Source organism: Pleionea sp. CnH1-48, assembly GCF_024124665.1.
Classification (GTDB): domain Bacteria; phylum Pseudomonadota; class Gammaproteobacteria; order Enterobacterales; family Kangiellaceae; genus JAMXSB01.
In genome coordinates, this window is the sequence record NZ_JAMXSB010000003.1 from 390,462 (window position 1) to 411,372 (window position 20,911).

24 protein-coding genes and 1 other RNA gene are annotated in these 20,911 nt (G+C 43.3%); 11 read left to right on the forward strand and 14 right to left on the reverse strand.

What is annotated here, in order from left to right:
- Positions 1-59: 59 nt before the first annotated feature.
- From ftsL to rnpB, 4 genes are all read right to left on the reverse strand, one after another.
- Positions 60-389 carry a cell division protein FtsL gene (ftsL, locus tag NH399_RS06775; protein WP_253037945.1) on the reverse strand — a complete coding sequence of 110 codons (330 nt, stop codon included), beginning with the start codon at positions 387-389 and terminating at the stop codon, positions 60-62.
- On the reverse strand, positions 383-1,318 hold the full coding sequence (gene rsmH / locus NH399_RS06780; RefSeq protein ID WP_253037946.1) for a 16S rRNA (cytosine(1402)-N(4))-methyltransferase RsmH: 936 nt from the start codon (positions 1,316-1,318) through the stop codon (positions 383-385). Before rsmH ends, ftsL begins: the two co-directional genes overlap by 7 nt.
- A 2-nt stretch (positions 1,319-1,320) precedes the next feature.
- On the reverse strand, positions 1,321-1,785 hold the full coding sequence (gene mraZ / locus NH399_RS06785; RefSeq protein WP_253037947.1) for a division/cell wall cluster transcriptional repressor MraZ: 465 nt from the start codon (positions 1,783-1,785) through the stop codon (positions 1,321-1,323).
- A gap of 388 nt (positions 1,786-2,173) precedes the next feature.
- An RNA gene (gene rnpB / locus NH399_RS06790) (RNase P RNA component class A) lies at positions 2,174-2,524 on the reverse strand.
- A gap of 159 nt (positions 2,525-2,683) precedes the next feature.
- On the opposite strand from rnpB, the gene NH399_RS06795 reads away from it, so the two are divergent.
- Positions 2,684-2,974 carry a hypothetical protein gene (locus NH399_RS06795; protein WP_253037948.1) on the forward strand — a complete coding sequence of 97 codons (291 nt, stop codon included), beginning with the start codon at positions 2,684-2,686 and terminating at the stop codon, positions 2,972-2,974.
- 287 nt (positions 2,975-3,261) lie between these two features.
- Complete coding sequence (locus tag NH399_RS06800; RefSeq protein ID WP_253037949.1) at positions 3,262-3,522, forward strand: hypothetical protein; 261 nt, start codon at positions 3,262-3,264, stop codon at positions 3,520-3,522.
- A gap of 2 nt (positions 3,523-3,524) precedes the next feature.
- On the opposite strand, the gene rsmI is transcribed toward NH399_RS06800, so the two are convergent.
- Positions 3,525-4,379 carry a 16S rRNA (cytidine(1402)-2'-O)-methyltransferase gene (gene rsmI / locus NH399_RS06805; protein WP_371876061.1) on the reverse strand — a complete coding sequence of 285 codons (855 nt, stop codon included), beginning with the start codon at positions 4,377-4,379 and terminating at the stop codon, positions 3,525-3,527.
- 222 nt (positions 4,380-4,601) lie between these two features.
- On the opposite strand from rsmI, the gene NH399_RS06810 reads away from it, so the two are divergent.
- The 6 genes from NH399_RS06810 (at position 4,602) to NH399_RS06835 (ending at position 12,106) form a co-directional block, all read left to right on the forward strand.
- A complete protein-coding gene (locus tag NH399_RS06810) occupies positions 4,602-6,437 on the forward strand; it encodes a penicillin-binding protein activator (protein WP_253037951.1) in 1,836 nt (611 codons plus the stop codon).
- Positions 6,388-6,798, forward strand: a complete 411-nt coding sequence (locus NH399_RS06815; protein ID WP_253037952.1) for a YraN family protein — start codon at positions 6,388-6,390, stop codon at positions 6,796-6,798. Before NH399_RS06810 ends, NH399_RS06815 begins: the two co-directional genes overlap by 50 nt.
- 4 nt (positions 6,799-6,802) lie before the next feature.
- A complete protein-coding gene (locus NH399_RS06820) occupies positions 6,803-7,390 on the forward strand; it encodes a phosphoheptose isomerase (protein ID WP_253037953.1) in 588 nt (195 codons plus the stop codon).
- Positions 7,390-7,971 (forward strand): BON domain-containing protein, encoded by a 582-nt coding sequence (locus NH399_RS06825; protein WP_253037954.1) that lies wholly within the window; start codon positions 7,390-7,392, stop codon positions 7,969-7,971. Before NH399_RS06820 ends, NH399_RS06825 begins: the two co-directional genes overlap by 1 nt.
- A 244-nt stretch (positions 7,972-8,215) precedes the next feature.
- A complete protein-coding gene (locus NH399_RS06830; protein ID WP_253037955.1) occupies positions 8,216-10,702 on the forward strand; it encodes a TonB-dependent receptor in 2,487 nt (828 codons plus the stop codon).
- Positions 10,703-10,771: 69 nt separating this feature from the next.
- On the forward strand, positions 10,772-12,106 hold the full coding sequence (locus NH399_RS06835) for a TonB family protein (protein ID WP_253037956.1): 1,335 nt from the start codon (positions 10,772-10,774) through the stop codon (positions 12,104-12,106).
- Between the two features lie 43 nt (positions 12,107-12,149).
- Here the strand turns inward: NH399_RS06835 and NH399_RS06840 are convergent, their stop codons facing one another.
- The 7 genes from NH399_RS06840 to rplM form a co-directional block, all read right to left on the reverse strand.
- Entirely contained in the window at positions 12,150-12,593 is a 444-nt protein-coding gene (locus NH399_RS06840) for a ClpXP protease specificity-enhancing factor (protein ID WP_253037957.1), read from the reverse strand.
- Positions 12,594-12,598: 5 nt separating this feature from the next.
- On the reverse strand, positions 12,599-13,225 hold the full coding sequence (gene sspA / locus NH399_RS06845) for a stringent starvation protein SspA (RefSeq protein ID WP_253037958.1): 627 nt from the start codon (positions 13,223-13,225) through the stop codon (positions 12,599-12,601).
- A 68-nt stretch (positions 13,226-13,293) separates the two neighbouring features.
- The gene (locus NH399_RS06850; protein WP_253037959.1) at positions 13,294-13,998 is read right to left on the reverse strand and encodes a cytochrome c1; all 705 of its coding nucleotides are present in this window, start codon (positions 13,996-13,998) and stop codon (positions 13,294-13,296) included.
- Positions 13,998-15,221 carry a cytochrome bc complex cytochrome b subunit gene (locus NH399_RS06855; protein WP_253037960.1) on the reverse strand — a complete coding sequence of 408 codons (1,224 nt, stop codon included), beginning with the start codon at positions 15,219-15,221 and terminating at the stop codon, positions 13,998-14,000. Before NH399_RS06855 ends, NH399_RS06850 begins: the two co-directional genes overlap by 1 nt.
- The gene (petA, locus tag NH399_RS06860; protein ID WP_253037961.1) at positions 15,221-15,802 is read right to left on the reverse strand and encodes a ubiquinol-cytochrome c reductase iron-sulfur subunit; all 582 of its coding nucleotides are present in this window, start codon (positions 15,800-15,802) and stop codon (positions 15,221-15,223) included. The genes NH399_RS06855 and petA overlap by 1 nt, the downstream gene beginning before the upstream one ends.
- 253 nt (positions 15,803-16,055) lie before the next feature.
- Positions 16,056-16,448 carry a 30S ribosomal protein S9 gene (gene rpsI, locus NH399_RS06865; RefSeq protein WP_371876064.1) on the reverse strand — a complete coding sequence of 131 codons (393 nt, stop codon included), beginning with the start codon at positions 16,446-16,448 and terminating at the stop codon, positions 16,056-16,058.
- A 13-nt stretch (positions 16,449-16,461) separates the two neighbouring features.
- On the reverse strand, positions 16,462-16,890 hold the full coding sequence (rplM, locus tag NH399_RS06870) for a 50S ribosomal protein L13 (protein WP_253037963.1): 429 nt from the start codon (positions 16,888-16,890) through the stop codon (positions 16,462-16,464).
- A gap of 333 nt (positions 16,891-17,223) precedes the next feature.
- Here rplM and NH399_RS25430 point away from each other — a divergent pair, with 333 nt between their 5' ends.
- Positions 17,224-17,721: an HU family DNA-binding protein gene (locus NH399_RS25430; protein ID WP_256489320.1), complete on the forward strand. Its 498-nt coding sequence runs from the start codon at positions 17,224-17,226 to the stop codon at positions 17,719-17,721.
- A 69-nt stretch (positions 17,722-17,790) separates the two neighbouring features.
- On the opposite strand, the gene zapE is transcribed toward NH399_RS25430, so the two are convergent.
- Both zapE and NH399_RS06885 read right to left on the reverse strand, forming a co-directional pair.
- Complete coding sequence (zapE, locus tag NH399_RS06880; RefSeq protein ID WP_253037964.1) at positions 17,791-18,885, reverse strand: cell division protein ZapE; 1,095 nt, start codon at positions 18,883-18,885, stop codon at positions 17,791-17,793.
- Positions 18,879-19,556: an alpha/beta hydrolase gene (locus NH399_RS06885; RefSeq protein WP_253037965.1), complete on the reverse strand. Its 678-nt coding sequence runs from the start codon at positions 19,554-19,556 to the stop codon at positions 18,879-18,881. Before NH399_RS06885 ends, zapE begins: the two co-directional genes overlap by 7 nt.
- A gap of 119 nt (positions 19,557-19,675) precedes the next feature.
- Here NH399_RS06885 and def point away from each other — a divergent pair, with 119 nt between their 5' ends.
- Both def and NH399_RS06895 read left to right on the forward strand, forming a co-directional pair.
- Positions 19,676-20,203 (forward strand): peptide deformylase, encoded by a 528-nt coding sequence (def, locus tag NH399_RS06890; RefSeq protein ID WP_253037966.1) that lies wholly within the window; start codon positions 19,676-19,678, stop codon positions 20,201-20,203.
- Between the two features lie 150 nt (positions 20,204-20,353).
- Positions 20,354-20,908, forward strand: coding sequence for a YhcB family protein (locus NH399_RS06895; RefSeq protein WP_253037967.1), 555 nt, complete (start codon positions 20,354-20,356; stop codon positions 20,906-20,908).
- The last annotated feature ends 3 nt before the right edge of the window (positions 20,909-20,911 follow it).

A 20,911-nucleotide genomic window follows, 5' to 3' on the forward strand; every position in this document is an offset into this window, starting at 1 on the left:
CGTTAATACATAACGCCAAGTGCATAATGGTATTCCTTTTGGTTTACGCGCCTGTCCCATCAATGTGCCTCAATGACTTTTTCGTCTTTACGAGCAACCGCTCGCATGGCCAGTTTTTCTTTTGCTAATTCAGCAATACGGTGGTGCTCAGCTAAAGCGCCCTGCTCTAAACGTAACGCTTCCCACTCCATTTCTAGTTGGTACTGCTCGTGTTTAAGTTGCTCGAGCAATGCCGTTTCAGTTCTTGACTGGTGAGTAAATAAAGCCACAAGAATTGCATTTACCCACGCCAATAACGCTAATAAAATTAACCAACGCGCACGCACAAGCTGCTTAATCGCCAAAACGGGCAAAGCAAACTCTAATAGCGCGGTGATTTTTTTTACCATAGCTTTTCTGCCACTCTCATAATTGCACTGCGTGAACGAATGTTTTCGTCCACTTCATCGCCCGCAGGTTTTTGCGGCTTACCTAGCAACTTCATCTTGGGCTTAATCTCATCGGCCGTAATTGGGAAGTCTCTTGGAAAGTCATCCCCTTTTGCCAACTTCTTAAAGAAACGCTTTACGATGCGATCCTCTAATGAATGAAAACTAATAACCACCATCCGGCCACCAGGCTTAAGGATGCTCATGGCTGCATCAAGACCTGCCTCTAAATCAGACAGCTCTTTATTAATATGTATCCGAATCGCTTGAAAACTTCGTGTTGCCGGATGTTTTCCTGGATCTTTTTTGGGTACAGCTTCATCAATAATTTTGGCGAGCTGTGCCGTTGTTGTTATTGGTGTTTCTTCGCGTATCTCTACAATCGCTCGTGCAATACGCGTGGCAAAACGTTCTTCACCATACTCTTTAATGACTCGACGAATTTCGTCGACACTGGCCCGAGCCAACCATTCTGCCGCACTCCAACCTTGCGATTGATCCATACGCATATCTAATGGACCATCGTGCATAAAACTAAATCCACGCTCAGCTTCATCCAACTGCGGAGACGAAACGCCAAGATCCAGCAACACACCATCAACTTGACCATCCAGGCCGCGCTGTTTTATCTCTTCTTCCATTTCAGCGAAGCTACGGTGAGCAATACTAAAACTGTCGTTTGCTCCCAATATTTGCTCGGCATGCTTTATCGCCTGCATGTCTTTATCAAAAGCAATAAGCTGACACTGATTATCAACCTGCTTCAGGATCAGCTGGCTATGGCCACCTCGGCCAAAGGTACCATCGACGTACAACCCCTCAGGCTTGACCGCCAACGCATCAACCGCTTCTTGTAGCAAGACCGCTTTATGCTGATATTCTGTATTCATTATTAAAATGCCAAATCGGGTAGTTGCCCGTGATCAAAATCTTCATCAGCCAGAGCAGCAAGATCGTCTTCTTCTTGTGCTTTCCAGCTGGCCTCATCCCAAATTTGAAAGGTTTCGGCTTGTCCGACCAACATGATGGACTTGCCTAAACCCGCAAACTCTCGTAACTCTGCGGGTATCAATAGACGGCCGTTAGCGTCCATATCTACCTCTTTTGCGGAACCAATAGTGACACGCTTAAACAGGCGGTATGCGGGGCGACTGTTAGGTAAGCTACGCACCTGTTTTTCGAAATCTTCCCAGTTGTGGAGCGGGAATAGGAGTAAATTTGGGGTATCGAGTTCGTAGGGATTTTTTGTGACAACCATGTGGCCGGTACAAATTTCAGACAGGCGATCGCGATATCGGGCCGGAATGGCTATCCGACCTTTCGCATCAAGATTTATAGAATTCGCCCCTCGGAACACGGCTTAACCTCTCTGACATACACAGCGTCCCATGCATGCCATTTCGATCCACAATTTGTCACTATTCTCCACTTCTGCACACTATAGTGTCAAAATACCAATTTCGCAAGCGGAATTCATCGAGGTTTTGAACAATTTGTCTTATTTGACAATGACTTAGCGCAATTTACACATACATTACTTTGAGATATGAAAAATACTGCTATTTTTTCAAGATATTATTTCTCTAACTTAAAGTAGATTGTTAAGTTGCTTGTTAGACTGATTTAGAATAGATAATGAAAGATCTATGACAAATGGTGCTAGTGCAAACTTTGATCAAGTTAGTCCATATCTAGCGACGCATAAGAGAATGCGCTGAAGAGAACATCAGTAATGTGCAGTAATAAAAAATGGCTGGCCTATAAGCCGGATTCTGTCGTGGACAATCATTCATCTAGGCCTTACGTCGCCATAAGGCTCAAGCAACCTACCCGGATCCAACGCGGGTCACGTCAAAGGATCCCTATTTGGTCTTACTTCGAGTGGGGTTTACCTCGCCACTGATGTTACCACCAGCGCGGTGCGCTCTTACCGCACCATTTCAACCTTACCTGTGCCTTTGCAGGCCATCGGCGGTATTCTTTCTGTTGCACTTGCCGTGGGCTTTCGCCCCCCAGGCGTTACCTGGCACTCTACCCTGTGAAGTCCGGACTTTCCTCTCCTTGATAAATCAAGCAGCGACTGCCCGGCCAGCCGAGGCGAAGAATGCCTGAATCTCGCTTTAAAGACAAGGATAAATACCAAAGCCCCCTGCAGCCAATCGCTTTAACGTCAAAAAACATTATTCTTTCGCATCTTTGACGATAGAATTACGATGCACTTTAATTATTTCCTTTCACCTCAATCGAAATCAGATATGAAAAAACACGTAACCTACTCTGCATTGATCATCATGATGTTAACTGGTTGTAGCACGCAAAAAGAAACCTACAGAGCAGAAACACCTCCCCCAGCCAACTCTAACGACCTATATGGTCTTGCTTTGGATAAACTTAATGGAGAAGTACCCAGCGAAAGCATTCCCTATTTGATTGAATGTGCTTCTCAACGGCATGGTGGCTGTGCAGTGAGGGCCTGTTTGTCTTTGATAGATGGTCTCTGCCAAATCCCATTTTTTGTTCAGCAAGGCAGAGCGAGCGTGGTGTAGTTATTCTACATAAGCGAGCTTCTAACGCAGCGGAATGAAAAATGGGATTGGCCCTGTGGGTTGCGGCTAAAATGGCGTCACTCTTTGTTGCTCCTCGTTTATTTGGAACAACCAAACCACACTCATCGCGCCGCGATTGACGCCATTTTTGACGTAACAAAGACACTCAATCAAAGACAAACAGGCCCTCAGGTTGGGAGTACTACTATGGCACGAATGTCTCTAGTGATATCAACAAGGCTATAAAGTGGCTAAAAATTGCGGCCTCAACAAAAAACCACTACGGATTGGCAGGCGTTTCCGGTTATTTAGGTATTGCTGAAATCTACTGTGATCATAAAGAATTGAACCAATCCTACACAGAGGTTAATACTTGGCTTAACGGTGCACGTACAGAGCTGTACACACTGGCAGTCACCGCCTCCAGTGAGTGGATAAGCCAAGTCCAAGAGTCCTTGCAAGAGGTTGATGAACGTATACAAACTCTAGATAAGCGCATTCAAAGCAAAAGTTGCTTTGCAACCGACTCGGCAGATAACCAATTATAACCTTAGTCACCCTCTTTAAGCTGAACAGCCAGTTGATAGAGTTCCTTTTTGGGTAGCCCTGTCAGACTGGCACCTATTTGGGAAGCCGTTTTAGTCGATACGTGAGGCAATAGCAACTTCAGCACATCTTCACTGCTCACATCCAGCGCCGATGTATTGTCTGATGGCACACCTTTAACCATCACAACAAACTCTCCCTTGCGTTGATCAGTATCCTCATTTAACTGAGCAAGAACGTCTTCTACCGTACCACTAATAAAGGTTTCGAAACGTTTGGTCAGCTCACGGGCCAACACCAGATAGCGCTCTCCTCCTAGTACTTCCTGCATGTCCTCCAGCATATCCATAATACGGTGAGTCGACTCATAATATACAGTTGTGCGAACTTCTTGCTTTATAAGCTCCAACGCCTTTTTACGAGCTCCGCGTTTGGCGGGTAGAAAGCCTTCAAAACAGAAACGATCCGTTGGTAACCCCGCAGCAGAAAGTGCCGCAATCAATGCACAAGCACCTGGTACAGGCACAACATCAATCTCCTTCTCACGCAACTGGGATACCAGAGCATATCCAGGATCACTGATCAAAGGTGTACCCGCATCGGATACCAGCACCAACGACTCTCCCTGTTGCGCCCACTCAGCGACCTGCTCCACTCGTTGTTTTTCATTATGATCGTGCAATGACACCAGCGAACCTTTTATCCCTAAATGGGTCAAAAGTTGCTGTGTACGCCGGGTATCTTCTGCCAAGATTCGATCAGCAGACTTCAAGGTTTCAATCGCGCGCATAGAAATGTCACCGAGATTTCCAATAGGAGTGGCGACAACATATAGGGTACCAGGTTGAGAATTCATCATTAGGCCGTAATTTGTGCAATTATTCAGCAACTACAAGTTATTAGCTCAAAGAACCTCATCAAATGCAAATGAAGCTAAGAGAATAGCCGTGTAATAAGATATAATGTGCGCTTCGACACTGACAATTCGTGGCAGCGCAGTAAGCTGACAAGCTGAGTAGTTACGTGTTAATTTTAATGGGCTTCATCATAAAACGAAAAGGTAGGCAAGCGGAAGAGATCTATGCGTAGTTTAATTGTCCTAATTTGCATCATTACATTAGCCGCCTGTGGTCCTAGAACCAAAGGACCGGCACATCCTCCAACTGCCGCGGATAATGCTAACTATTATTTAAACTTAGCAAAGCAAAGCAGCCAACCCGAGAAGAGTGAATACTTACTAGCGGCAAGTAAGATACTAATTGCACAAGAACGATTTTTGGAAGCTCAGGAGACTTTATCTTACGTAGATCCTGAGTATCTATCTCCCACTGGGAAAGAAAGCTACTGGCTGTATTATGGCCACACACTGCTTCAGCTTCAGCAAACCGAAGCCGCACTGACTTTTTTACAACGTATCAGTCAGCCACAACAACATGACATTGATTGGCAAATTTTTTATCGCCAAACTTTGTCGTTAGCTTACTTGGCAGACTCTAACTATTACGAAGCTGCGAAGATTCGCATTGAGCTTGAAGATCTACTGTTGACCGAAGAGCAAATTACTGAGAATCATCGCTTTATTTGGGACGCACTTGGCCAGTTGTCTGATCACGCATTACTGACCTACAGCAACGACTTAAATAACCCGCTCACTAACGGCTGGTTAGAAATCGCTAGCATTACTCGTAACAACAGAAACACTCCCGATCTGTTATTAGCACATCTGGAACAATGGCGTTTAAAGTACCCAACGCACCCTGCCAATATAAAGATGCCAGAAGAACTGAGCCGAATTGCTCAAGCTAAAACTTATAAGCCCAATCAAATAGCGCTATTGTTGCCTCTGTCAGGACGGCTATCTAGAAGTGGCCGAATGATTCGAGATGGCTTTTTGGCAGCACATTACGCGACTGAATGGTCAGAGCATGCGCCGATAGTAAAAATTTATGATACTTCCTTGTCACTGTCGCCTCTCACTCCTTATCAACAAGCTCTAGAAGAAGGCGCTGACTTTATTGTTGGGCCGTTAACCAAAGAAGCCGTTGAACAAGTTACCAATCAAGAGTTTTTACCGAAGCCCATGCTGAGCTTGAATCGTGTTGGGGCAACGGCGATCACTCACCCTGAGCTTTATCAGTTTGGTCTGCCTATTGAAGATGAAACCGTCCAGATAGCTCAACGCAGCATAGAGAACGGACATAAAACCGCTGTTGTTGTGGTTCCTGCCAGCGAACAAGGCAATCGCATTGTTCAAGCATTTACACACACATTTGAAGAACTCGAAGGAAAAGTAGCTGAAGTACAGCAGTTTGCTAACGAAAAACAGCTAAAAAACATCGTTAAAGAGCTGCTAAATATTAATAATAGCGAAACTAGAAAACAGCGCTTACAACAGTTGCTAGGTACTCAGTTGGAATATGTTCAGCGACGTCGTCAAGATGCTGACATGATCTTCATTGCAGCGACACCAGATCAGGGGCGTCGGTTAAAGCCGTTTTTGAATTATTATTTTGCTCATGACTTACCAGTGTATTCCATATCTTCGATCAATAATGGAACCACTAACTCGCAACTTAACGTTGATCTGAATGGCATAACCTTTACTGACAGCCCACTATTGATTAGCAAAGACGAAGAAATCAATGCGCTAAGAGAACAGCTAACAACGACTCTCCCTATGGTAAAATCTCCTTTTGGTCGCTTATTTGCTCTCGGCTTTGATGCCTATCAGCTGATTCCGGAACTTAATAAACTGCAATCGTTCAGCCAATATAAGTTAGCTGGACTGACTGGCCAACTCACCGTTAACGAAAATGGAGAGGTTAAACGCACACTGTCATTGGCCGAATTCAAACGAGGCGTAGCTCGTGAAATTACTCAGCCAACTGTTCAGCAAGCAACAGAAGAACGCCCTTAATAAATATTCGCCAACTCGAGACACTGGCAATATTTATGAACAAAAAGCACTAGACTATCTACTAGCTCATCAATTAGAGCTGGTAGAAAAACAATTCAGTTCAAAGCTCGGCGAACTGGATTTGGTGATGTTAGATAATGATGAACTGGTCTTTGTAGAAGTTCGATATCGAACTTCAAGCCAATATGGCTCGGCAGAGGCCAGCGTTGATCATCGCAAACAAAAAAAGTTAATAAAAACAGCGGAGTTATTCTTAAAACAGCGCCGCTGGCAAAATCAATATCCTTGTCGTTTTGATGTTATCGCCTTTGATCAAAATGGCATTCAGTGGATTAAACACGCTTTTGAAGTACAGGTATAAATACATGATAGACCGTATAAAGAACGCTTTTACCGAAAGTATTCAAACCAAAATAGCTGCTGCGGATACGCTTCCAGAAACGATAGCCCAGGCAGGAGAAACTCTTGTAAGAAGCCTGCTTGATGGAGGAAAAATATTATCATGTGGTAACGGTGGTTCGGCAGGCGATGCACAGCACTTTTCTTCTGAAATGCTCAATCGCTTTGAACGCGAACGTCCCAGTTTGCCAGCCATTGCGCTCACAACCGACACGGGAACACTCACCTCGATCGCAAATGACTACAGCTATGATGAAGTATTTGCCAAACAAGTCAGAGCTTTAGGCCAAGCAGGCGACATCTTACTGGCGTTTTCAACCAGTGGAAATTCTCGCAATGTTATCAAAGCGATGGAAGCAGCCTTAAGTCGCGATATGCTTATTGTTGCCGTAACCGGCAAAGATGGCGGAGAGATGGCAGGCTTAGTTGGTCCAAATGATGTAGAGATCAGAGTCCCTTCAAACTCAACAGCCAGAATACAGGAAGTTCATCTATTAGTTATTCACTGTTTATGCGATTACATTGATAACTCATTGTTTGGAGAGCAAGTATAATGTTGATTCGGCTCGCTTTTGTTGTTGTTGTAAGTTTAACACTTAGCGCTTGTGCAGGCGCCTATCTTGCTGGAGCAGCAGGCGGAGCCGTGGTTGCTAGTGATCGACGTACCGTCGGAACTATCGTAGAAGATGAAAACATTGAGCTAAAAACGCTTAACGGTATGTTTAAAGAAAACGATATTTGGGACAACAGCAATATCGAAGCGGTCAGTTTTAATCGTGTGGTTTTACTGGTCGGCCAAACCCCAACTCAAAGTCTTAAACAGAAAGCATCTGAGTTTGCCAGAAAAGTAGAGAATGTTAAGAAGGTCTATAACGAAATAAAAGTAGCAGCGCCATCCAGTAGCTTTGCTTATATTAATGATCTGTATCTTACAACAAGAGTTAAAACTGCATTATTAACGGCAGAAGGCGTCGATTCGTCAAAGATAAAAGTTGTCACTGAAGATGGTGAAGTGTATTTAATGGGAATTGTATCCAAGGAAGAAGCGGATAAAAGCATTGATATCACTCGTAATATTGGTGGTGTAGAAAAGGTGATCCAAGTATTTGAAATTGTTGATATAACTCAAAGCTAAATTAATTTAATGGAAAACTTAAAATAAATATTCAAAAAGTCGCATATTTACCTAATTTTATTTGAAAATTTACAAATTCTAACAAATACTTAATTTGCATTTTTTTTGCACATTTTGTACCCAATCGATTGTTTTTTCTCCTATCGTTTGATAGCATGCGGCGCGTTTGTAACCTCATGTAGAGATTTCGATACAAAGAGGTACAGTCTGCTTATTTTTATCCTTTTTTCCGTCTGGAGGAATAATGAATTCTAAAGTTGCTTGCGCTGTTTCTGGCGCACTGCCATTAGCGCTATCTTTAACATCACTTCTAACTGTTGCACCAGTAAATGCAGAAGAAGAAAGTGATCGTATTGTTATTACCGGTTCTCACATCAAACGAATCGATCAAGAAGGCGCTCACCCTATTACAGTCATCGATCGTGACTACATTGATGGCTCAGGTGCAACTTCAACATTTGAGCTGCTCCAGCTTTCTGCCTTTAACGGCGGTGGAACTTTCAATGAACAATCTACACAAGGTTTTACACCTGGTTCTGCAGCGTTTGACTTACGCGGTTTAGGTCCTGATAAAACACTTGTTCTTGTTAATGGTCGTCGCCTTCCGATCCATCCTTTTGGTTCTGCAGGTGCAACTCCTTTCGTTGACATCAATACGATTCCAGTCGCAATGATTCAACGAATTGAGATCTTAAAAGATGGTGCTTCTGCTGCTTATGGTTCTGATGCTATTGCAGGTGTTGTAAACATCATCACTTACAAAGGTTTCAAAGAAACTAAAGTTTCTGCTCTTGTTGGTGACACTTCTGATGGTGGTGGCGCAGAACAAAGAGTAAGTTTTACTACTGGTGCTTCTGGCGAAGATTATGAGCTAGGTGTTGCAGTTGAAGTTTCTCACCGCGACGAAATCCTAGGTGGTGATCGTGACTATGCCTCTACCTTATTAGGCACTGTTCGAGACGAGCGTAATGCTTATAGCTTCCCTGGTACTTACAACTTCTTCGATGCAAACTTCAACATCATTCGTATCGAAGCTCAACAAGGTTGTCCAGCAGGATCTGTTCGCCAATCTCCATACGCGGGTATTACTGGAACAGAATGTTCTTACGACTTTGCTCCCAATGCACAGCTTTCTCCAGAAACGGATAAAGCGAACATTGCCGTTAACTTTAATAAAGAATTCGGTGAGATGACTTTTGGTGTTGAGTACTACTACAGCTCATTAAAAACTACATCGACAGGTTTCTTTACCTCTGCGACGCCAAGTGCAGACTTTATTATTCTTACGAGTAACCAGTTTAACCCTTTCAACGAGATCATTACTTATTCTCGTCGATTGACAGAGCTAGGTGATCCAACCATCGAAACAACGAACGACTCGCATAACTTCCAGTTAAGTTTAGAAGGTCTGGTTGGCGATTTCGATTGGAAAACTCGTGCTTACTACGTTGTTAGTAACGTTGACAACGAATACGCAAAAGGCTGGGTTAAGCGTGATGACTTTACTGCTTTTGTAAACTCAGTACAAAACGGTGACATCAATATTTTTGAACGCCTATCAGATACTCAGATCAACAGCTTGCAAAGCAGCTTCTTGCAAGAAGGTAAGTCTGACGTACTTGCGGGTGATGTAAGCTTCTCTGGTCCATTAATGGACTTGGAGCAAGGTCCAGTTTGGATTGCGACAGGTTTTGAAGCCAAGCAAGAAGAGTTCTATGACCGCTCTGACGCCGACATCTTAAATGACAATGTTGTGGGCTTAGGTTCTTCTGCTGCAGAAGGCGAGCGTGATACTTGGGCTGTTTACGCCGAACTTGCGATTCCATTAACTGAAGATCTGGAATTATCACTAGCAGGTCGTCACGATAACTATGATGACTTTGGTTCTACTACCAATCCTAAAGTTGGCATTCGTTATAATCCTTCCGATGAGTTCTTATTCCGAGCTTCTTGGGGAACAGGTTTCCGTGCACCAGGTCTACACCAGTTGCACTCAGGTGAAGTAACAGGTACTTCTGGTGGTGTTCCATTTATCACTGTTGGTAATCCAAATCTTGAAGCAGAAGAGTCAGAGTCTCTATCGGTTGGTTTTGTTATTGAGCCATCTGAAAATCTGGCACTGTCATTAGATTTCTGGGCAATCGAAGCAGACAACTTAATCACTCGATTAGGTGTTAATACCATCACAACAGCTCGAGATGCTAACGGCAACTTGATCTTTGCAGACTTGATTGATGCGAACGGTGTTGTTCACAACAACTTCTTTAATGTTGCTGGCTTAGAAGCTGACGGTATTGATTTAAACATCAAAACCTCTTTTGACACTGAGCTTGGTAAAATCAGCTGGGTTAATGACATCTCTTATGTTAGCAATCTAAAGCGTGAGCCTTACGCTGGCGCAGGCTTAATTGACATCATCGGAAACGACAGCAACCCAGAGTTACGTGCAAACTCATTTGTTAAGTTAGCTCATGGTGACTGGAATCATGCATTGGTTGCTAAGTATGTTGGTGCTCATGCAGAAGGACAGTTTGAAGTTAAAGCCTATACAGCTTTCGATTACCAAATTGGTTACAACTTTAACCCAAGCAGCCACGTTGCTTTCGGTATCAAAAATATCGCTAACGAAGAACCACCTGCAGATATTTTTGCCCTGTGGCCAAACTACAACAACAGACTATACAATCCACAAGGTCGCTTCATCTACGTAAGTCTCGACCACACTTTCTAAAATAGTCGACAATCTAGAGGCCTGCTTGCAGGCCTCTTTGCTATTATTAATGAAGTACAGGATAACTTGATGCTAAACAAAATATTTACAACGTCTTCCTTCTCCTCGGTTTTATTGCTTACGCTGGTTCTAATAATCACTGCCAGCTTTTACAGTTCTGATGTGAGAGCTGAAAAACAAAAAGTAATATTAAATGACAATGGCATCACACTAAATCTTCAAGGAACGGCTGTTTACAAGAACTTGCGCGAAGATATTTACATTGCTCAATTATTCGCAACAGGAAACTCATTAAAAATTAAAGAATTAATGCAAGATGACGTCGCCAAACGAATGTCATTGCGCATCATGCAAGACAGAATTTCTGCTCGAAGCTTTACCCGACTTTGGAAAGAAAGAATAGCCATCAATAATGAACGAGCAGTTTGGCAACCCTTCGGCTCAGAAATCGCTAAATTTACCAAAGCCATTGCATACACCTACGAAAAAGGCGATCAGGTTGACATCGAGCTACTACCTAATGAAGCAATAAAAGTTTATATTGATAAGGTAGAGTTTTACAAAACAACCAACCTTGCTTTTTACAACCTGCTTTTATCAACATGGATTGGAGAAATACCTCCAACCAAAGCATTTAAAAAAGACATTACAAGCGATAACTCTACAGACAAGCAGGAAGAGCTGCTTGCTTTATATGATACTTTAGTTCCTATCGAAGGCCGCATTCAGCCAGAGTTTAGTGAACCAGCCATTGTAGACGCAACCAATATAGCCGCAAACGCCACCAAGGCAGTGACAGGAGCTACCAATGTAGCCGCAGCTCCTACGGAAAAAAAGCCAGAAGTAAAAAAACCCGTCAAACAAACTAAGAAGCCAGCACCTAAGCCCAAACAAGTAGCAAGCACAAAAAGTAATAACAAATCCAGCAAACCAAAAACCGAAACGCCAAAGAAAGTTGCAAAAAAAGAACCTGTCAAAACTTCAAGAAACACAGCTCCTAAAGAAAAAGCAGTTGCGGCAACACCTCCCCCCAAAGTTGTTCGCAAGCCTAAGATCAAAGTTGCTCCTCAAATAGTGGTCGATGAAGCCGATCTCGAGCTCGATACCGCATTAATTCAGGGTGAGTACATACGAAAGCTGGTACAAACGATTAAAAGAAATCAGAAGTTTCCATCGCGCGCCTGGCGTTTAAAGATGGAAGGTGACGGTGCAGCGATTGTTACCATTAATAATGGCAGAATTGTTGGTCAGCAGATTTGGGAATCGACCAACTACAAATTACTTGATAGAGCTATATTGGACATGATTAAAAAGACAGAGGAACTGCCACCACTACCTAAAGAGCTGAAAGGTGAAACCTTCGAGTTCACAATCAATGTGAGCTTCAGTCGACGAGGCCGCTAGTAGGTTTTACAGAAGGGAAATTCGAAAAAATAGTGAAGTAAGATTACTTCACTATTTTAAGATGACTTTTTGATTTAGCTTTTGCAGGTTGCTCAGAAGGAGCCGAAGCAGAATTCTGCTCAGGCTCTTTTTCTTCTTCAATATACTCTTCAGATATCTCTTCAGGAGCATTTTCGGCAGGAAATGGCATTCCTAATCCATTCTCTCTAGCCCATATAGCAGTGACTGCATATATAGGCACATGAATAGAACGAGCAACACCAGAGAATCGAGCGTTAAAAGTAACGTAGTCGTTTTCCATCAGTAGTCCTTGAACAGCCGATGGAGCAATGTTTAATACAATTTCGCCATTGTTAACATGCTCGTTAGGCACCTGAACACCAGGCATCTCTGCATTAACCATCAAGTGGGGCGTACCGCCATTATCAACAATCCACTCATACAGAGCACGGATCAAATAAGGCTTATTGCTCGAAAACTCTTTCATAATGCTTAACTATTTAATTCCCGCTCGGTAGCCGTCAAACTCACCTGGAAGGAATCTCTTTCGAACAGACGCTCCATATAACCTTCAACTTCTTTAGCACCACGACCCGTTAACTCAATACCCATCGCGTTCAAGCGCCACAATAAAGGAGCAAGGCAGCAGTCAACTAATGAGAACTCTTCGCTCAAGAAGAAAGGTGTTTCAGAAAATACCGGAGCCAAGGTAATCAAGCTTTCTTTAAGCTCTTTGCGAGCTCGCTCAGCTTCTTTATCTTTACTGCGGTTGATAGTAGTAACCAGACTGTACCAATCTTTCTCAACACGATGCATCATGAGTCGCGAACGAGCTCGAGCAACCGGATAAACAGGCATAAGCGGAGGATGCGGAAAACGCTCATCCAAATATTCCATAATAATACGGGCTTCGAACAAAATAAGTTCGCGATCAACTAAAGTAGGAACCGTATTGTAAGGATTCAGATCCATCAGATCTTCCGGCTTATACTCATCTGTTACTTCGATAGTTTCGAAGTTAACACCTTTTTCTGCCAGTACAATACGTACCTGATGGCTGTATAAATCATCAGCACCAGAATAAAGCGTCATCAGAGAACGTTTGGCTACAACTGCCATAAAAAATATCTCCGCGTGTAAATCAAAAAGTTAATAGAGTAGCGGCCACAATGACCGCTACCGAAAGACTAGTGAATATCTTTCCAATATTCTTTCTTCAGGAAGTAAGCAAAAATGAAGAAAATCAAGATGAAGATAAGGACTTTAACCCCAATCTGCTGGCGTTCCAATTTGATAGGCTCACCCACATAATCAAGGAAGTTCACTAAGTCACGAACCGCAAGATCATACTCTTGTGGTGTCATGGACCCTTCTTCAATGATCTTTAAATCGCCTTCTTCAGTTTTTACTTGAAGTCCCTGTAATGGCTGCAATACATGAGGCATACCAACGTCTTTAAAGACGCTGTTATTGACACCATAAGGGCGGGTTTCGTCTTTATAGAAACCTCTCATGTAGTTGTACAACCAGTCAGCACCGCGTGAACGGGCAATCAAGGATAAATCAGGAGGCGCAGCACCAAACCAGTTCGCAGCATAGCTTTCTGGCATAGCAATCTTAATATGCTCACCTTTTTTCGAACCATCAAAGATGAAGTTTTCTTTCAAGATATCCACAGAGATACCTAAATCTTCACCGGTTCGCTGGTAACGTTGGAAGCCCAAAGAGTGACAGCCCAAGCAATAGTTAAAGTACAGCTGAGCACCACGTTGCAATGAAACTTTATTACCGTAAGGCAAGTTTGCTGGATCATTAGGCTTATAGTCACCGCCACCAGCAGCCAGAGCGCTTAATGAAAAGACGCTCAATGCAATCGCAATTATCTTTTTCATTAGTCTGTCACCCTCTCTGGAACTGGTTTCGTTTTGTCGAACTTGTGATAGAACGGCAAAAACGGGAAGAAGAAGAAGAAATAATAAGCCGTTGTTATTTGAGCCATCACTGTACGACCAGGAGTCGGCGCTTTCATTCCTAGATAACCCAAGATGAAGAAAGAAATAACAAACAAAGCTAATGCCAGTTTAAAGATAGGTCCTTTGTAACGAATCGACTTAACAGGACTGCGGTCCAGCCAAGGCAAGAAGAACAAGATAACCAACGACAAGCCCATCGCAACAACCCCAAGATCTTTATCTGGAACCGCACGTAATACTGAGTAGAACGGAGTAAAGTACCAAACAGGAGCAATGTGCTCAGGAGTCTTCAAATTGTTTGCAGGTGTAAAGTTTGGTGGCTCAAGGAAGAATCCGCCGCCATCTGGGAAGAAGAAAATAATCATGCAGAAGAAGAACAAGAAACCAGCCACACCCACAATGTCTTTTACTGTGTAGTAAGGGTGGAATGGGATTCCATCAAGAGGAATACCTTTATCATCTTTAAGCTTTTTGATTTCAACACCATCTGGGTTGTTAGAACCCACGGCGTGAAGCGCCACAATGTGCAAGAACACCATCAACAACAAAGCGATAGGTAATGCCACAACGTGCAACGCAAAGAATCGATTCAAAGTAGCGCCAGAGATTAGGAAGTCACCACGAATCCAGGTTACTAACTCATCGCCGTAAACAGGTACCGCACTAAAGAGGTTGATAATTACCTGTGCACCCCAGTATGACATGTTACCCCATGGCAATAAGTATCCCATGAAAGCTTCAGCCATCAACAATACAAAAATCACCATACCAAACAGCCACACAAGCTCTCTAGGCTTTCTGTAAGAGCCATAAATCATGCCGCGGAACATGTGGAGGTATACAACGATAAAGAAGGCAGAAGCGCCCGTAGAGTGCATATAACGCAATAACCAGCCATAAGGTACATCACGCATGATGTATTCTACTGACTCATAAGCGCCTTCGGCAGACGGGTTATAGTGCATTGTTAACCAGATACCAGTTAATAACTGATTAACTAAAACTAATAGAGCCAAAGAACCAAAGAAATACCAGAAATTAAAGTTCTTTGGTGCGTAGTATTCGGCCAGATGCTCATTCCAGACCTTTGTCAGGGGGAAACGATCATCAATCCAGCCGATCAATTGCTGTGTTCTGGTCATTATGCAGCTCCCTTGTCAACGCCAATCAAAATGACACTATCACTTAGATACGTATATGGAGGTACTTCCAGATTATCAGAAGCGGGGACACCGGCGAGTACTCGACCAGCTAAATCGAACTTAGAACCGTGGCATGGGCAGAAAAAACCACCGCCGATAGCAGGCTCAACCTGTTCTTTTTGCTGAGGTACACAACCAAGATGGGTACAGATACCAACAACAACCATAACGTCGTCTTTGATCGAACGCTTAACCTTATCAACATAGGTTGGTTGCTGGGCAGGATTACTGGACTCAGGATCTTTTAACAGACTACCAATTTTTTCCAAATTGCTAACATCTGCAGCAGAACGACGAATGACAAAAATAGGCTTACCGCGCCATTCTGTTTTAATCGCCTGACCAGGCTTTAATTTACTTACATCAACTTCAACTGGTGCACCAGCGGCTTGTGCTCTTGCGCTGGGACTCCAGGATTTCACGAATGGCACTGCAATCCCTACGGCACCCACTGCTCCGACAGCAGAGGTTGACCAAAGAAGAAAGCGCCGGCGGCCGTTATCGACACCGTCATTGCTCATACAGAATGTCTCCCCATTGGACTAAGATGAATCTTCTGTTCACTCTTTATTTTATCTGAAAGCTTCAGCAGTAGGGTTCTCCCCCACAGTCCTCATCTGAACTTTCAAATCGCGCAATAATATAGAAATAGCCTTGATTTTACAAGAAAAAACCTGCGATACGACTCTAAACGCCTGTTTATTATAGACAAAAAAAACGCCCGATAAAATCGAGCGTTTTTCGCAAAGCCAATTTGGCGACTGAGCCGCACAATTAACGTTTCGAGAATTGTGGACGCTTACGCGCTTTGTGTAGACCGACTTTCTTACGCTCAACTTCACGAGCGTCACGAGTAACGTAGCCAGCTTTACGAAGATCAGGACGTAATCCTTCGTCGTAGTCCATAAGGGCACGAGTGATACCGTGGCGAATTGCACCCGCCTGACCAGTACCGCCGCCACCAGTTACAGTAACGTATACGTCGAATTTCTCAGTGTTTTCTGTCAACTCTAAAGGTTGACGAACAACCATGCGTGAAGTTTCACGACCAAAGTATTGATCTAGAGTCTTACCATTGATGGTGATAAGGCCAGAACCCGAACGCAAGAAAACTCGAGCTGTTGAGCTTTTGCGGCGGCCTGTACCGTAATATTGTTCTGCCATGATGACTAATACCTTATTAAATGTTTAGTTCTTTGGGCTGTTGAGCAGCGTGAGTGTGCTCGGTACCCGCAAAAATACGTAACTTACGTAACATAGCGCGGCCTAATGGGTTATGAGGCAGCATGCCCTTTACAGCGTTTTCTAAGATACGCTCAGGTGCTTTTTCACGCAGTTTATCTAAGGTGATAGAGCGAATACCACCAGGGAAATTGGTGTGGTGGTAATAAGTTTTCGCTTTCTCTTTGTTGCCAGTCACAGCAATTTTCTCTGCGTTGATAACAACGATGTAATCGCCTGTATCAACGTGAGGAGTGTATTCAGGCTTGTGCTTGCCACGTAAACGGCGTGCGATTTCAGTTGCAAGACGACCTAAGGTCTTGCCATCAGCGTCGACAACATACCAGTCGCGCTTCACAGTTTCAGGTTTTGCAGTAAATGTTCTCATTGTCTTTTCTCAGCTCCTAAACGGGCTTTGCTTCGTTTAGAAAAATGACCATATAAAAAGGAGCGCGAATTTTACAGAAACGCCTCGACGATTACAAGTCTTTTATATTACGAAAATGCCCAGGCGACGGATCATAGCATCAAACGGGATGGGAGCGAAATCCCTATCGTTATTTGTCTTTTCACGCTGATATTTTAACCTAATCTGCGAAAATAACACTTTTTTTTCGTATTACTCTTTATTTATCGGGAATTTTGGTATAAAAGTGCCCTTTAGAATAGAAACAATGATGTTTCTAGGAGCTTAAAATAAACCAACAAGGGGCTTTAGACCATGGCTGTCAAAAAGAAAAAAGCTGCTGCTAAAAAGCCAGCTGCTAAAAAAGCACCAGCAAAGAAAAAAGTTGCTGCGAAGAAAACTGCTGCTAAAAAAGCACCGGCTAAAAAGAAAGCGGCTGCTAAAAAAGCACCAGCTAAGAAAAAAGCTGCTGCTAAAAAGGCGCCAGCAAAAAAAGCGACAGCAATTTCTGAACGTTATAACAAATCTCAGATCCTTAACGAGATTGTTGAGCGCACAGAGTTGTCTCGCAAAGAAGTAACATCAGTACTGGACGAGCTGTCTGTATTGATCGAGCGTCACGTTAAGAAACGTGCCTGTGGTGAGTTTGTTATGCCTGGTCTGTTTAAAGTTCAGACTGTTCGCAAACCAGCAACTAAAGCTCGTAAAGGTATCAACCCCTTTACTGGCGAAGAAACAACGTTCAAAGCAAAACCTGCTCGTACCGTTGTTAAAGTTCGTCCATTGAAGAAGTTGAAAGAGATGGCCGAATAAGCTCTGCCCTCTTAGCAAAAAAGGAGACCTAAGGTCTCCTTTTTTCGTTATACCTCGGCGTTTATGTACCTATGGTAGATGTGCCTGCGCTAAATAATCTTCTGATTGCATTTCTTTAAGACGGCTTAGTGTACGCTTAAACTCAAACGCTAATCCCGTCCCGATATACAACTCATCCAAAGCGACTTCAGCCGCGATCATCAGCTTTACATTACGCTCATAAAACTCATCAACCAGGCTGATAAAGCGTCTCATAGCGTCATTATTTTCGTTATTGAGCTGCGGCATTTCGCCCACTAATACAGAATGAAAACAGCGCGAAATTTCAATGTAATCAGCATGACTTCTTGGTGTGTTGCAGATGGCATCAAAATCAAACCAGACGACACCTTCGGCTAAACGAACCGTGTCAATAAGGCGACCTTCTACTTCTAGAGGCGTGCCATCAGCTTGTTCTTCAGTCGCTAAATGCTCAAAACTGAAAGTTAAATTTCGGTGCGCAGCAGCATCTAACGGATAATGGAAAATTTCGGCCTGTTTTAAGGTTCGTAAACGATAATCGACACCACCATCAACATTCACGACATTCGTATACCGTTGAATCAAGTCAATAGCGGGTAGAAAGCGATCTCGTTGTAGACCGTTCCAATAGAGTTTTTCTGGTGGAATATTGGAGGTCGCGACTAAAGTGACTCCATGCTTAAAGAGCTCTTTAAATAAGCCAGCAAGCAACATAGCATCCGTGATATCACTGACAAAAAATTCGTCAAAGCAGATGACATAAGTGCCTTCGGCCATATCAGCAGCAATCTTGTCTAAAGGATTTTTTTCGCCTTTACGTTGCTTTAACTGATGGTGCACCTTGTGCATAAAACGGTGAAAGTGCAAGCGCTTTTTTTGTTCAAAAGGCAAGCTGTCAAAAAAAGTATCCACCAAATAGGTTTTCCCTCTTCCGACACCGCCCCAAAAATATAACCCTTGCTCAGGTTCTTTATTACCAAACCAGCGAGCTAATTTGGCACTTAATCCAGAACCTTCAGCATAACGTTTTACCAACCTCTCGTATAAATCATCGAGCAACTTTACCGCTTGCTCTTGAGCAGGATCATGCTGAAAATCATCACGTAAAAGATCTTGTTTATATTGTTCGACAGGTCTTAACATAGCTTTTCTAATTGCTCACATTCAAAACTTAAATGGCTTTCTAACTCTGCCTTGAGGTCGAGCAAACGACCATGAAAAAAGTGCCCTGCAGATTCCATGACTACAAACTCAGGAGCTGGTAAAAGAGAGGTTATCCACTCTTCTACACCATCAAAATCAACCACTTCGTCAGCATCCCCCATAACCACTAACCAATGACATCCTGGGTGTACAAAATCGCTGAAATCAAATCGATGGACAGGAGGAGCAATACTAATAAGCTGAGCCAGTTCGTATTCATGTGCAATCATAGCGGCGATATAAGAGCCAAACGAGAAACCACTTAACCACAATGTATAGTCAGGCCATTGAGTTTGCGCCCAGGCAATAACAGCTCTTAGGTCATCTCTTTCGCCCTGGCCTTCGTCATATTCGCCAGCGCTTTTACCCACTCCACGAAAGTTAAAACGCACAGCAGCCAATCCCATTTCTGCAATGGTCCGAGCCACGGTATGAATCACCTTATTGGTCATGGCGCCACCATGAACAGGATGTGGATGGCAGCAAATAACCATACCTTTACGTTGTAACTCCGCAGGCGGCAAATCAACAACGACCTCGATTTGCCCAACGGGCCCGTCTATTAAATATTTTTCGCTCGTTAAAGTTGGAGACACTGTCGCTTCTTTCATTTCGTTATCAATTGCAATTGATAATATTTTCTCATGAATACATAGTATGGACAAATATCCAAAAAACGCTGATGCAATCACTCACGTGATCTTGTCGTTAAACAAAAGGATGTCAATTCATGGCCGTTCGCCCTATTTTAAAAATGGGAAATCCCTTATTGCTGCAACAAGCCAAGCCTGTTGATAACTTTAATAGCCCAGAACTCTCCGAACTGATTGAAGACATGCGAGATACCATGGCCGCTAACAATGGAGCAGGGCTTGCTGCTCCGCAAATTGGTATCTCATTGCAAGTCGTTATGTTTGGCATTGACCATAACCCCCGTTACCCAGAAGCAGAGCCAGTTCCCTTTACGATTCTCATTAACCCACAAATAGAGATACTGGATAACACTTTAGAGGAAGGTTGGGAGGGATGCCTCTCTATCCCTAAAATGCGAGGTCTCGTTCCACGGGCTCAAAAAATCCGTTACTCTGGTTTTGACCATCAGGGACAACCGATTGAACGAATGGCAGAAAATTTTCATGCACGTGTAGTGCAACATGAAGTGGATCATCTTTGGGGGCTCCTCTATCCCTCCCGTATGACCGATATCCGCCTATTTGGATTTGAAGACGAGTTGTTTCCAGATACAAAAACTGATTAAAATAGCTTCAAAAGAGCCTTTGCAGCCCCCATCTCGGCAAGCAGTGAGCCTAAAATTTAGCTTTATCCATAAATACCTAAGATAAGACTTAATTTATCGCTAGCAGGGTTCTATAATTTGATAAGGCACATAGATTAACGGAGCGTGAGTATGGAGTGGTTAGTAACTTTGGTTTTAGTCGCATTAGCAGCAACCATAGGATATCTGGTAGGCCAAAGGCGCTCTCCTGATCAAGAAAAATTTAAGCAGCTCGAAAATCTGGTTTTAGAGAAAGAAGCTGAATCCGAAGAATATAAAGAAAAAGTCGCTGCTCACTTCGAAAAATCTTCTGAGCTCTTCTCAAAAGTGACCAACGATTATCAGGCTCTGTACGAGCACATGGCTAAAACATCTCAGCAGTTAAGCAAGCAAAAAACCTTCAAACCGGCTCTCGAAGCCAATACTGCGGATACTGGCTTAACTCATGAATCTCACAAAGAAGATACTTCATCGGCAGCCTTTAACACCGATACTTTCTATAATGCTCATGAATATCGAAATCAAGATGAGCAAGAACCAGAAGAAACACCCAATCAGGCATCCGCTGATATCATTCAACTAGACGCAGCACGAGAAGACTCAGAACAACCACTGGATTATGCAATCAAAGCGAAAGGTGTTATTAACCATAACAGCCTGGAGCAAGAAGATGTGCAAAAGAGCTAGGCA

Coding starts and splice junctions, on each gene's coding strand:
- NH399_RS06825 (WP_253037954.1), top strand. CDS start 7,390: ATGTTGATTCGGCTCGCTTTTGTTGTTGTTGTAAGTTTAACACTTAGC.
- NH399_RS06810 (WP_253037951.1), top strand. CDS start 4,602: ATGCGTAGTTTAATTGTCCTAATTTGCATCATTACATTAGCCGCCTGT.
- def (WP_253037966.1), top strand. CDS start 19,676: ATGGCCGTTCGCCCTATTTTAAAAATGGGAAATCCCTTATTGCTGCAA.
- NH399_RS06840 (WP_253037957.1), bottom strand. CDS start 12,593: ATGAAAGAGTTTTCGAGCAATAAGCCTTATTTGATCCGTGCTCTGTAT.
- NH399_RS06795 (WP_253037948.1), top strand. CDS start 2,684: ATGAAAAAACACGTAACCTACTCTGCATTGATCATCATGATGTTAACT.
- NH399_RS06885 (WP_253037965.1), bottom strand. CDS start 19,556: ATGAAAGAAGCGACAGTGTCTCCAACTTTAACGAGCGAAAAATATTTA.
- NH399_RS06895 (WP_253037967.1), top strand. CDS start 20,354: ATGGAGTGGTTAGTAACTTTGGTTTTAGTCGCATTAGCAGCAACCATA.
- NH399_RS06855 (WP_253037960.1), bottom strand. CDS start 15,221: ATGACCAGAACACAGCAATTGATCGGCTGGATTGATGATCGTTTCCCC.
- NH399_RS25430 (WP_256489320.1), top strand. CDS start 17,224: ATGGCTGTCAAAAAGAAAAAAGCTGCTGCTAAAAAGCCAGCTGCTAAA.
- rsmI (WP_371876061.1), bottom strand. CDS start 4,379: ATGATGAATTCTCAACCTGGTACCCTATATGTTGTCGCCACTCCTATT.
- rplM (WP_253037963.1), bottom strand. CDS start 16,890: ATGAGAACATTTACTGCAAAACCTGAAACTGTGAAGCGCGACTGGTAT.
- zapE (WP_253037964.1), bottom strand. CDS start 18,885: ATGTTAAGACCTGTCGAACAATATAAACAAGATCTTTTACGTGATGAT.
- rsmH (WP_253037946.1), bottom strand. CDS start 1,318: ATGAATACAGAATATCAGCATAAAGCGGTCTTGCTACAAGAAGCGGTT.
- NH399_RS06835 (WP_253037956.1), top strand. CDS start 10,772: ATGCTAAACAAAATATTTACAACGTCTTCCTTCTCCTCGGTTTTATTG.
- NH399_RS06830 (WP_253037955.1), top strand. CDS start 8,216: ATGAATTCTAAAGTTGCTTGCGCTGTTTCTGGCGCACTGCCATTAGCG.
- sspA (WP_253037958.1), bottom strand. CDS start 13,225: ATGGCAGTTGTAGCCAAACGTTCTCTGATGACGCTTTATTCTGGTGCT.
- petA (WP_253037961.1), bottom strand. CDS start 15,802: ATGAGCAATGACGGTGTCGATAACGGCCGCCGGCGCTTTCTTCTTTGG.
- NH399_RS06820 (WP_253037953.1), top strand. CDS start 6,803: ATGATAGACCGTATAAAGAACGCTTTTACCGAAAGTATTCAAACCAAA.
- ftsL (WP_253037945.1), bottom strand. CDS start 389: ATGGTAAAAAAAATCACCGCGCTATTAGAGTTTGCTTTGCCCGTTTTG.
- NH399_RS06850 (WP_253037959.1), bottom strand. CDS start 13,998: ATGAAAAAGATAATTGCGATTGCATTGAGCGTCTTTTCATTAAGCGCT.